We start from the raw sequence: 12,406 nt of genomic DNA, 5'->3' as shown, positions 1-12,406 counted from the left end.
AACAAGCAGGGCTGCGGGGCGCACATCGGCGCCCCGTCGTCCGTTCAGGATTTTCCAACAAGGACAGGCCGTCCTCACCCGTAAGGGCGGCACGCACAACCAGCCCCAGGGCTGAGCGAGGGCATCATGGCATTCTGGAAACGCGGCAAGGACACCCACACACCCAACGTTTCCACGAGCCGCCCGAGCCTCATCCAGGCCCTGGAGCCGCGCATGATGTTCGACGCCTCGGTGGGCGTGGTCGCCGACCAGGGCGCCCAGGCGGTCGAAGCAGTCGCAGCCGCCAGCGTGGCCAAGGACACCAGCGCCGCGAGCGATGCGGCCAGCACCCGCGACAGCGCCACCCACGAGCCCGTCCACGAGGCGGCGCCCGCCACCGCGCCGGTCACGGCAGCTTCGGGCAACCACGAAGTAGTATTCGTCGACTCCGCCGTCAGCGACTACCAGAAGCTCATTGCCGGCCTGCCCGCCGGGGTCGAAGTGGTGGTGCTGGAGAACGGCAAGGATGGTTTCAAGCAGATCGCCGATTACCTCGATGGCCGCAACGACGTGACCTCGATCGATATCATCAGCCACGGTGACAAGGGCTATGTCTACCTGGCCGGCAACGCCATCTGGGCCAACCAGCTGGCCAGCCACGGCGCGGACCTTGCGCGTATTGGCAACAGCCTGGCGCCGGGCGGTGACATCCGGTTCTTTGCCTGCAACACCGGGGCCGGCAGCGACGGCCAGCTGTTCGTCAACGAAGTGGCGCGGCTCAGCGGTGCGGATGTAGGCGCTTCGTCCGACGCCACCGGTAACCGCGCCGGCGAGGACTGGGCGCTGGAGACCGTCTCCGGGGTGGTTGCCACGGACGTCGGCGTGCAGCGTGGCAACCTGTCGGCTTTCAACACTTCGCTTGCGACCATCACCGTCACCACCACCGATGCGTCGGCCATCACCAACGATGGCCAGGTGTCCCTGGCCGAGGCCATCCAGGCCGCGAACACCGACACCTCGGTGGACGGCTCGGCCGCAGGCAGCGGCAGCGACATCATCGTGTTCCACCAGAACCTGAAAGGGCAGACCATCCGCTGGTCCTCGGCCACGGCACTGGCGGTGACCAGCAACATCACTATCAACGGTGATGTCGACGGCGACGGCAAGGGCGACATCATCTTGAGCGGTGACGTCAACAACAACGGTACCCGCGATACCCTCGAAGCCTCGGGCCTGCAAAGCAACGGCGGGGGCGTGCTGACCGTGCGCAACCTGGATTTCCGCCATTTCTCCAGCAACATTGCTGGCGGCGCGATCCGCGCCAACGGCGGCTCGATCACCGTCGAGGACTCCAACTTCGAGAGCAACGCCGGCACGGTGATCAACTCGGCGACCACCGCAGGATCCACCGTGGTGGTGCGCAACACCACGATCCACGACAACAGCGCCAGCATTGTCGGCGGCACCGCCATGTCGACGCTCGTGCGCCTGGGCGGCGCCAACAACCACGTGCTGGAAAACGTCGCCATCTACAACAACACCGGCACCTACGGCGCCACCGGCACGGTGGCGGCCGGCTCGATCATCGTGCTGAGCAACAGCGGCGGCACGGTGCGCATCACCAACAGCACCATCGCCAACAACGTGTTCCTCAACACCAGTACCGGTAGCATCACCTCGGGCGGCCTCGGCTGGGTCAGCGGCCAGGCCGGCACGGTGACGGTGCAGAACAGCATTCTCACCGGCAATACCGTGAACGGCACCCAGCTCGATGCGGCCACCAATGGTGGCGTTGGCGGCGGCTACACCAGCACCACCAACTTGATCGGTACCGCGGTCAACTTCGTCAACACCGCCACCGGTGACTACCGCTTGGCCAGCACCGCCAGCAACGCCATCGACCAGGGCACCCTCGCCGGCGCACCGCTCACCGACCTGCGCGGCTTCGACCGGCCCCGTGGCGGTGGCGTTGATATCGGCGCCTACGAGGTGCTGTATTCGGCGCCGCCGGTGGTCGACCTGGACACCGGCACCGGCGGCAACGACAGCACGGTCAACTTCGCCGGCACGCCGGTGGCCATCGTGCCGAATATCAGCCTCACTCAGACCGACGGCGACACCCAGGTCAGCGGCGCGACCTTGACCCTCGGTGGCGTGCTCGACGGCGGCAACGAAACCCTGTCGCTCAGCGCCGGGCAGATCGCCACCGCGGCCAGCTACGGCATCACCATCAGCGGCTCCGGCACCACGGTGCTGTCGCTCAGCGGTGTGGCCACCCTGGCCCAGTACCGCTCGATCCTCGCCGTGGTGGCCTACGGCAACAGCACCGGGGCATACACCAGCGGCACCCGCAGCGTGACGGTCAGCGTCAATGACGACATGGGCAGCACCACCCGCACCGCTTCGGTGGTGGTCCAGCCACTCAACGCCGCGCCGGTGATCGCCAACCTCAACGGCGACAGCCAGACCTTCACCCAAGGCGCTGGCTCGGTGCTGCTCGACAGCGGCGGCAATGCCACCGTTACCGACAGCGACTCGGCCGACTTCTCCGGCGGCAACCTGACCGTGGCGGTGAGCGCCAACGGCGTAGCCGGCGAAGATGTGCTGGGCATTCGCAACCAGGGCAATGGCGTCGGGCAGATCGGCGTCAGCGGCAACACGGTCAGCTACGGCGGCGTGGCCATCGGCACCTACACCGGAGGCACGGGGGGCGCAAACCTGGTGCTGACATTCAACGGCAATGCCACGGCGGCGGCGGTCCAGGCGGTGGTGCGCAACCTCACCTACGACAACAGCAATGCCGCCAACAGCATCGGCCAGGCCACCCGTACCCTGTCGGTCACCATCAACGATGGCGACGGTGCCACTTCCAGCGCGGCGTCGGTCACGGTGGCCATACACGAGACGGTTCCGCCAACCGCCACCATCAGCCTCAGCGACACGGCCCTGAAAGTGGGTGAGACGGCGACGGTGACCATCACCTTCAGCGAGGTGGTGAGCGGCTTCACCAATGCCGACCTGACGGTGACCAACGGCACCCTGAGCGCGGTGGCCAGCAGCGATGGCGGCAAGACCTGGACCGCCACCTTCACCCCGACCAGCAACATCACCAGCGCCAGCAACGTCATCACCCTGAACAACGCCGGCGTCACCGACCTGGCCGGCAACGCTGGTGCTGGCACCACCAGTTCGGCCAACTACAGCATCGACACCCAGCGCCCGACGGCGACCATCGTGGTGGCCGACAGCAACCTGAGCATCGGTGAAACGTCGCAGGTGACCATCACGTTCAGCGAGGCCGTGACCGGCTTCACCAATGCTGACCTGACGGTGGCCAACGGCACCCTGAGCGCCGTGTCCAGCAGTGATGGCGGGATCACCTGGACCGCGACGCTAACCCCGAACAGCGCCATCAGCGACGCGACCAACCTCATTACCCTGGACAACACCGGGGTGAGCGATGCCGCTGGCAACGCCGGCAGCGGCACCACCAACTCGAACAACTATGCCATCGACACCCAGCGCCCGACGGCGACCATCGTGGTGGCCGACAGCAGCCTGAGCATCGGTGAAACGTCGCAGGTGACCATCACCTTCAGCGAGGCCGTGACCGGTTTCACCAATGCCGACCTGACGGTGGCCAACGGCACCCTGAGCGCTGTCTCCAGCAGCGACGGCGGGATCACCTGGACCGCGACGTTCACTCCGAGCAGCGCCATCAGCGACGCGACCAACCTCATCACCCTGGACAACACCGGGGTGAGCGATGCCGCCGGCAACGCCGGCAGCGGCACCACCAACTCGAACAACTATGCCATCGACACCGTGCGCCCGACCGCGACCATCGTGGTGGCCAACCCCACCCTGGCCATCGGCCAGACGTCGCTGGTGACCTTCACCTTCAGCGAGGCAGTAGTTGGCTTCAGCAATGCCGACGTGACCGTGGCCAACGGCAACTTGAGCGCGGTGTCCAGCAGCGACGGCGGGATCACCTGGACGGCCACCTTCACCCCGTCGAGCAATATCACCGACACCAGCAACCTCATCACCCTGGATAACAGCGGGGTGGCCGACCTGGCCGGCAACGCCGGTAGCGGCAGCACCGACTCGAACAACTACACCATCGACACCCAGCGGCCGACGGCCACCATCGTGGTCGCCGACAACAATCTCACCGTCGGCGAGACCACCACGGTGACCATTACCTTCAGCGAGGCGGTCACTGGCTTCACCCTGGCCGATCTGACGGCGCCGAATGGCAACTTGAGCGGGCTTTCCAGCAGTGACGGCGGCATCACCTGGACGGCGACCTTCACCCCTTCGGTGAACGTGCAGGACGCCACCAACGTGATCGCCCTGAGCAACAGCGGGGTGGCCGACCTGGCCGGCAACGCCGGCAGCGGTACCACCAACTCCAACAACTACGGCGTCAGCACCTTGCAACCCACGGCCACTGTGGTGGTAAGCGATGCGGCGCTGCGTATCGGTGAAACCTCGCTGGTGACCATCACGTTCAGCGAGGCGGTGAGCGGTTTCACCAATGCCGACCTGACGGTGGCCAATGGCACCCTGAGCGCGGTGTCCAGCGCCGACGGCGGCATCACCTGGACCGCCACCTTCACGCCAACCAGCAATATCCAGGATGCGAGCAACCTGATCACCCTAGATAACAGTGGCGTGGTCGGGACGAGCAGCGGTAACGCCGGCTCCGGCACCACCGACTCGAACAACTACGCCATCGACACCCAACGCCCGACCGCAACCATCGTGGTGGCCGACAGCAGCCTCGCGATTGGCGAGACGTCGCTGGTGACCATCACCTTCAGCGAGGCGGTTAGCGGCTTCACCACCGCCGACCTGACCGTGGCCAACGGCACCCTGAGCGGACTGAGCAGCAACGACGGCGGTATCACCTGGACTGCGACCCTGACGCCGACCGCCGGCATTACCGACACCTCCAACCTGATCACCCTGGACAACAGCGGGGTGACGGACACCGCTGGCAACGCCGGTTCCGGCAGCACCGACTCGAACAACTACGCCATCGACAGCCAGCGCCCGACCGCCACCATCGTCATGGCCGACAGCGATCTGCGTGTCGGTGAAACCTCGTTGGTGACCATCACGTTCAGCGAGGCGGTAACCGGCTTCAGCAACGCCGACCTGACCGTGGCCAACGGCACCTTGAGCGCGCTCTCCAGCGCCGACGGCGGTATCACCTGGACCGCCATCTTCACGCCAAGCACCGGTGTGCAGGACGGCACCAACCTGATCGTACTGAACAACACCGGCTACACCGACCTGGCCGGCAACAGCGGAGTCGGCACTACCTCATCGGCCAACTACACGGTCAACACCGTCGTCCCCACCGCCACTGTCGTGGTTGCCGACACGGCCCTGCGCACGGGCGAGTCGAGCCTGGTGACGATCACCTTCAGCGAGGCGGTCAGTGGCTTCACCCTGGCCGACCTGACGGTGGCCAACGGCACCCTCAGCGGGTTGAGCAGCAGCGACGGCGGCATCACCTGGACCGCGACCCTGACACCTGGCAGTCAGGTTGAGGACACCAGTAACCTGATCACCCTGGACAACAGCGGTGTGGTCGGGGTGTCTTCCGGCAACGCCGGGGTGGGCAGTACCGACTCCAACAACTATGTCATCGATACCCGCGTTCCCAGCGTGACCAGCGTCGGTGGCCCGGCGGGGGTTTCCTACAACGCCGGCGACTCGCTGGTGTTCGTGGTCAACACCAGCGAAGCGGTCCAGGTCACGGGGGCGCCGCGCCTGGCTCTGGATATCGGCGGGCACGCGGTGTTTGCCGAACTGGTGGCGGGCGCCGGCACCTCGACCCTGGTGTTCCAGTACGTCGTCCAGGCCGGTGACAACGACGCTGACGGCATCACCGTGACTGGCCTTGCCGCCAATGGCGCGACCCTTGTCGACGCCGCGGGCAACGCCATGGACCTGACCCTGAATGGCGTGGCCGATACCCACCAGGTGTTGGTCGATACCCAGGCGCCGAGCGCGGTCGGCATCGTCACCCTCGACCCGTCGCCGAGCAACGCCCAGAGCGTGCGCTTCACCGTGACCTTCAACGAGCAGGTCAATGGCGTCGACCTCAGCGATTTCAGCCTGGTCGGCACCGGCTCGGCCGGCGGTGCGCTCAGCGGCCTGCAAGCGCTGGGCGGGGGAGTCTATGTGATCACCGTCAGTGGCGTGCACGGCACCGGCACCCTGGGCCTGAACCTCAATGGCAGTGCCACGGGTATCACTGATGTGGCCGGTAACGCACTGGTCGGTGGCCTGACCGGCGCCACATACAACATCGACCGCGACGCCCCCACGGTGAGCAGTGTCGGCGTGCCGGTCGGCGTCCCCTATAACACGGGCGATGTGCTCACCTTCGTGGTCAACACCAGCGAAGCGGTGCTGGTCGACGGTGTGCCGCGGCTTGCCCTGGATGTCGGCGGGCGCACGGTTTACGCCGATTTCGTGGCCGGTTCAGGCACGCCGACGCTGGTGTTCCAGTACCAGATCCAGGCCGGCGACAACGATGCCGACGGCATCCAGGTGCTCGGCCTGTCGGCCAATGGCGCGAGTCTGCACGATGCGGCCGGCAACCAACTGACACCGGGGCTGAACAATATTGGCGATACCCATGGGGTCATCGTCGACGGCACGCCACCCAGCGTGGTCTCGATCGTGGCGAATCCGTCGCCGACGCCGGGCAGCCAGTCCTTTACCGTGACCTTCAGCGAGGATGTCAGCGGTGTGGACTTGGGCGACTTCGAACTGCTGACCAGCGGCAACGCCAGCGGCACGCTGCAGTCGCTGGTACGCCTCGACGGTCATACCTGGCAGGTCAATGTCGCAGGGGTAGCGGGTAGTGGTGGCCTGGCCCTTGGGCTCAAGGCCAGTGGCACCGGCATTCGCGATGGTGCAGGCAACGACCTGGTCGGCGGCTTCGCCGGCCAACGCGTGACATTGCAGTCTACCGACGGTGATCCGGAATTCCGCGCTTATCCACCGGCGCGCCCGGGCCAGGCCAGCCCAGGCACGCCAGTGGTGATCGCACCGTTGCCGGCAACGGCACCGTTCCAGTCGCCGCTGCTGCCACAGCCGTTGTTCGAAGTGCCGACAGTGGGCGGCGGTCTGCCGACCTTGGGCAATCTGTTCATCCAGAACGGTGCGCTGGCGCCCAGCTACCTGGCCCAGGTATTCGCCGGCCAGCACGCCGACAGCGCTATCGGCAACGGTTCGGGGGCCGGTTTCCTCGGCTTTGGTGGCGGTGACGCCAATGTCTTCGGGGCCAGCAGCCTGGCCAACATCTTCGACAAGACGCTGCCGGATGACGGTGGCCAGTATGAACTGAGCGGTGGCAAGCCATTCCGCCAGGGGGCAGAGGCGGGGGCGGGCAAGGGCCTGACCGGGGCACCGACCCTCGGGCAGCAGTTGCAGGCCTTCCGGGAGGGGGAACAACACCAGGCCAGGCAACTGGCGCAGGCGTTGGGCCAGGTCGAGGTACCCGTGCCGCAGGCCTGAGCCTGCGCACGCGAGCAATCCAATTAGAAGAAAAGCAGTGCCGTACCAAGGGGGCGGACAGGGATGAGCAGAGCATCGAGGATTTTTGCGGTAAGCGTACTGGCACTGGCGGTAACAGGGTGCGCGGTCAAGACCCAGCCCATCGACCGCAGCGTCAGCGAGCAGCGGGCGCGGGCTGACCTTGCCAGCATGTTCAAGGGCCAGGAGGCCTTGCACGGGCCGCTGACCCTGCACCAGGCCATGGCCCGTGCGGTCAAGTACAACCTGGAGGCACGCCTCAAGATCATGGAGGAAGCCCTGGCCCAGCGCCAGGTCGACCTGGCCACCTTCGACATGCTGCCGCGCATGGCCCTGTCTGCCGGTTACGCCGGGCGCAGCAACGTCAGCGCATCCAGCAGCCAGAGCGTACTGACCAATACCCAGTCCCTGGAGCCATCGACCTCCCAGGACCGCGACCGCGACGTGGCCGACCTGACCATGGTGTGGAACGTGCTCGACTTCGGTGTCAGCTATGTCAGCGCCAAGCAACAGGGCGATCAGCGCCTGATCGTCCAGGAACGCCGGCGCAAGGTAGTGCAGACCATCATCCAGGACGTGCGCTCGGCCTACTGGCGTGCGGTCGCCGCCGAGCGCCTGCTCAAGCAGATCGACGCGCTGATGGTGCGGGTCGAGCAGGCCCGGGACAACAGCCAGCGCATGGGTGACCAGCGCATCGGCGACCCGATCCAGGCGCTCAACTACCAGCGCTCGTTGATCGAGGCCACCCGCCAGTTGGAGGAACAGCGTCGCGCGCTGTCGCTGGCCAAGACTGAACTGGGGGCGCTGATCAACCTGCCGCCGGGTAGCGAGCTGACCCTCGCCGCCACCGATGACTACAGTGTACCGGAGCTCAAGGTAGGCCTCGAAGCGCTGGAGCAGCAGGCCCTGGCCACGCGCCCCGAATTGCGCGAGCAGGACTACCAGGCCCGCATCAGCGCCGCCGAGGTACGCAAGTCGATGCTGCGCATGCTGCCGGGGCTGGAGTTCTCGGCGGGCGGGCACTACGACAGCAACAGCTTCCTGACCAACCAGCACTGGGCCGATTATGGCGTCAAGGTCACCTGGAACCTGTTCAACGTGCTATCGGGGCCGGCGTCCATCGATGTGGCCAAGGCCGGCGAGCAGGTGGTCGAGGCGCGTCGCCAGGCGATGTCGATGGCCATCCTGGCCCAGCTCTACGTGGCCAATGCCAATTACAACGAAGCTCGCCGCCAGTTCGCCACCAGCCAGCAACTGGTCGCCCTTGACCAGCAGATCGTCGAGCAACTGCGCAATCGCCACCAGGCGCAGGGCATTGGCGAGCTGGAGCTGATCCAGGGGGAACTGAATGCGCTGCAGGCCGACCTGCGCCGCGACTTGGCCTATGCCGAACTGCGCAACAGCTATGGCCAGGTGTTCGCCAGCGCCGGGCTCGACCCGCTGCCGCAGACCCTGCCGTCCGGCGAGCTCGCCGACATTGCCCAGGCCCTGGGCAACAACGAGGCACGCTGGCAGCGTGGCGATATCGCCCCGGGCAGTTGAGCGCAACCAGCAGGCGCGGGGTCAGCCCGCGCCTACTGCGCTTGGTGCAGTACCCGCTGCTGTACGTACGCCAGCAGTTGCGCCGTGGCTATCGCCAGCGGCACTTTTGCCGTCTCCACCACCAGCTCCGGTCGCTCCGGCACTTCGTAGGGCGCATCGATCCCGGTGAAGGCCGGCAGCTCTCCCGCTCGGGCGCGGCGATACAGGCCCTTGGGGTCGCGGGCCTCGCAAGTGGCCAGATCAGCCTTGACGTGCACTTCGTGGAAGCCCGCCTTGCAGGCCTGGCGCGCGGTGGCGCGTCCGGCGCGATAGGGCGAGATCAACGCGGCAATGCAGATCAGCCCGGCATCGGCAAACAGCGCCGCCACCTCGGCTGTGCGGCGGATGTTTTCGTGGCGATCCTCGGGCGAGAAACCCAAGTCGGCATTCAGCCCTGTGCGCAGTACATCACCGTCGAGCACGTAGCAGCCATGTCCCAGCTCATGGAGCTCTCGGGCCAGGGCCTGGGCCAGTGTCGACTTTCCCGCACCTGAGAGTCCGGTAAGCCAGATGACCGCGCCAGCTCGGGCACGTGCCGGTGGATGTTCATCGCTTCCTGCGTGATGCACCTTGGACGTCTCCGAAAGGGGGAGGGCCCGAGTGTACTGCGCGGCGTGGTGGAATGTCAGTGGCCGGGGAAAAGCAGCTGGGCAACGCCTGGATCGCTCAGCAGGCGGGCGGGGTCATGGCCGACTCCGGGCAGTACGTACTGACGATGCGCGAGCGCAATCGACCAGCGCTGGGCCAGGAAAGCCTCGTAGCGCAGGTAGTTGAGTTGCCGCTCGACCCGGTCACTGCCCTGGGCCTGGGCTGCACAGCTGCGGTCCATGATCCGGCTGTGGGGGTGGCGGTCGCGCTCGCCGACCAGGTAGGTCACGTCGCGTGCGGCGTAGCGGCCCAGCACCTGGCGGGCATCGAGATGCTGCGTGACGAAGTAGTCCGGTGCGCCTGGCAGGCCATAGCGGTAACGGTCGTAGTCGGCGCACTGCGCGGCAGGTAAAGGGTCGAAGCCTTCGCCAAGGGGGCGGTTGGCATCCAGGTACAGATAGGTGGAGGGGCTGGCGACAATGTAGCGCACATGGATGCCAAGGGCTCGCAGCGCCTGGTCGCCCGTGCCGAGCAGCGTGTAGCGCTGCAACAGTTGGCCACCGGCGGAATGGCCGATCAAGGTGATGTCTTCAAGGTGTGGAAATCGATGACGATCGGCAAGGTAGGCGAGAAGGTCGTCGAGCACGGCAAATGCCGAGATGCCGGAACGTCCGGCCACGGACTCGTGGCCCTGCAACCATTGGCTTTTCACCCACAAGGGCGGAGTGGGCGTTGCCTGGGGATCGTCTTCGCTGAAGAAGCGGGGGGCCAGCAGCAGTGTGTCGTCCTGGGTGAGTCCCGCATTGCCGAGCAGGGTCAGGCCGCTGCGATAGTAGTGGTCGGCATCACGGTGCACGCCATGGAGCACGATCACTGCATGTTGGACTGGCAGGCGGGTGTCGAGCCTGGCATTGGCATAGGTGAAGAAAGGGTAGGGCACAGGCTTGCCCAGCGTCATCGTCTGCATGGTGTCGCCGGCCCACGCGGGCCAGGCCAGGCAGGCGAGCAACACCAGCAGTGCCCGATAGCCGGCACGTAGGTGATCATTCGGCACCTTGGCGCACTCCTTCTATATAGCGCAGCACCGCGGGCGACTTTTCGAAGCGGCGGTGCACCAGGCTCAGCCATGAACTTGCCTGGGCGTCGGCGATGGGCCGGTAGTTGACCTGGGGCAAACTGATGCGCTGGACCACCGACGCCGGTACCACGGCCACGCCCTGGTCCAGTGACACCAGGGTGAGCACCGCCACCAGGCTGCCCGGTTGCGGCCCCTGGCGCGGGGTGAAACTGCCCTGGCTGGCAATTGCCAGGGTGCCGGAAATCTGCTCGGGCAAGATGAAGGTTTCGTCGACCAGGCGTGAGGCCGGGATGGTCTTCAGTTCGTTGAGGCGCGAGCTGGCCGGCAGGGCCAGGACGAAACCTTCCTGATGCAGGGCGATGGCGTTCAGGGTCTGCGACAGCTCCATCGGCGAGCGCAAGTAGGCGAGGTCGAGTTGGCCCTCCTCGACAAGCGAGGGGAGCTCGAGCATGGGCACTTCGCGAATGTTCAGCTGTATGCCGGGATAAGCCTGGGCAAACCGACTGACCTGTTGCTGCAGGGTACCGGAGTAAGCCGCCGAGGCAACGTAGCCGAGCTCGATCCGCCCACTGTCGCCGCGACCGGCACGCTGCGCACCCAACTGCGCGGCGTCGAACTGCTGCACCGCCTGTTCGGCCTCGGTGAGCAAGGCCTGGCCGGCGGCGGTGAGGCTTACCTCGCGCTGGCTGCGTTCGAACAGCCGCACGCCCAGCTCACGCTCCATGTCCTGGATCTGCCGGCTCAGGGTCGGCGGGGCGATGCCCAGTTGCTCGGCAGCGCGGGTGAAGTGGCCGTGGCGGGCGACGGCAAGGAAGTAGCGGAAGTGACGTATCTCCATGGGGCCTCGTTAGCCAGGCGCTAATGACGCGGGACGTGCTGGCTAACAAGCCGGGCGCCCTGCGGCGTTATGGTTGAGGCAACACTACAAGGCTGGCGTCGTGGCGGTAAAGCGGCGACGACCTGCCTGCTCTCTATAATGGAGCCTTGCCATGCCTGCAGCCGCCTCACCACGCTTCACCCTGTTCACTGCCTCGGCGGTGTGCGCCGTGATCATCCTCGACACCAACATCGTCGCGGTCAGCCTGCCCAGCATTGCCCGCGATCTGTCCGGCTCGTTCAGCGACATCGAATGGGTGGTCAGTGCGTACTTGCTGGCGTTCGCTGCCTGCCTGCTACCCGCTGGCAGCCTGGCCGACCGCTTCGGCAGGCGGCGCATGCTGCTGCTCGGCCTGGCGCTGTTCGGCGCTGCCTCGCTGGCGTGCGGCGCCGCGCCGAGCCTGTTGTTGCTTGATCTGGCCCGCGCAGCCAAGGGCATCGGTGCCGCGTTGTTGCTGACTGCCGCGCTGGCCGCCATCGGCCACCGTTTCCATGCGCCGCAGGAACGCATGCGGGCCTGGGCCTTCTGGGGCGCCTGCATGGGCGCGACCATCACCTTCGCGCCGCTGCTCGGTGGGCTGATCGCCAGTACCTTGGGCTGGCGCTGGATCTTCTATATCAACCTGCCGCTGGTGATCGCGCTGGCGTTCATGGTCGTACGCAGTATCGAGGAGTCCCGCGACGGTTCGGCGGCGCGGTTCGATCCACTGGGCAGCCTGACTTTCGCCGGTGGCCTGGGCTACC

The 12,406-nt window shown here is 66.4% G+C and carries 6 protein-coding genes (1 of these 6 cut by a window edge); 3 read left to right on the top strand and 3 right to left on the bottom strand.

Annotated elements, in window-relative coordinates; translation table 11 throughout:
- Positions 1-126: 126 nt before the first annotated feature.
- Entirely contained in the window at positions 127-7,521 is a 7,395-nt protein-coding gene (locus C3F42_RS13775) for an Ig-like domain-containing protein (protein ID WP_104444547.1), read from the top strand.
- Between the two features lie 63 nt (positions 7,522-7,584).
- Positions 7,585-9,081 carry a TolC family protein gene (locus tag C3F42_RS13770; RefSeq protein WP_038707307.1) on the top strand — a complete coding sequence of 499 codons (1,497 nt, stop codon included), beginning with the start codon at positions 7,585-7,587 and terminating at the stop codon, positions 9,079-9,081.
- A gap of 32 nt (positions 9,082-9,113) precedes the next feature.
- On the opposite strand, the gene cysC is transcribed toward C3F42_RS13770, so the two are convergent.
- Genes cysC through C3F42_RS13755 form a run of 3 tightly spaced genes read right to left on the bottom strand, consistent with a single transcriptional unit; the run spans position 9,114 to position 11,624 of the window.
- Positions 9,114-9,689 carry an adenylyl-sulfate kinase gene (gene cysC, locus C3F42_RS13765; RefSeq protein WP_023631771.1) on the bottom strand — a complete coding sequence of 192 codons (576 nt, stop codon included), beginning with the start codon at positions 9,687-9,689 and terminating at the stop codon, positions 9,114-9,116.
- Positions 9,690-9,745: 56 nt separating this feature from the next.
- Positions 9,746-10,762, bottom strand: coding sequence for a hypothetical protein (locus C3F42_RS13760; protein ID WP_256586303.1), 1,017 nt, complete (start codon positions 10,760-10,762; stop codon positions 9,746-9,748).
- Positions 10,752-11,624 (bottom strand): LysR family transcriptional regulator, encoded by an 873-nt coding sequence (locus C3F42_RS13755; RefSeq protein ID WP_104444546.1) that lies wholly within the window; start codon positions 11,622-11,624, stop codon positions 10,752-10,754. The genes C3F42_RS13760 and C3F42_RS13755 overlap by 11 nt, the downstream gene beginning before the upstream one ends.
- Positions 11,625-11,775: 151 nt before the next feature.
- Here C3F42_RS13755 and C3F42_RS13750 point away from each other — a divergent pair, with 151 nt between their 5' ends.
- Positions 11,776-12,406, top strand: partial view of an MFS transporter gene (locus C3F42_RS13750; RefSeq protein WP_104444545.1) — the beginning only. It continues 926 nt past the right edge of the window; only the first 631 of its 1,557 coding nucleotides appear in the window; its start codon is at positions 11,776-11,778; the stop codon falls past the right edge of the window.

Source organism: Pseudomonas sp. PONIH3 (assembly GCF_002934345.1).
Taxonomy (GTDB): Bacteria; Pseudomonadota; Gammaproteobacteria; order Pseudomonadales; family Pseudomonadaceae; genus Aquipseudomonas; species Aquipseudomonas soli.
Note: the sequence above shows the minus strand (reverse complement) of the source record. Positions and strands in the feature narration are given on the sequence as shown.

Coding starts and splice junctions, on each gene's coding strand:
- C3F42_RS13755 (WP_104444546.1), bottom strand. CDS start 11,624: ATGGAGATACGTCACTTCCGCTACTTCCTTGCCGTCGCCCGCCACGGC.
- C3F42_RS13770 (WP_038707307.1), top strand. CDS start 7,585: ATGAGCAGAGCATCGAGGATTTTTGCGGTAAGCGTACTGGCACTGGCG.
- C3F42_RS13775 (WP_104444547.1), top strand. CDS start 127: ATGGCATTCTGGAAACGCGGCAAGGACACCCACACACCCAACGTTTCC.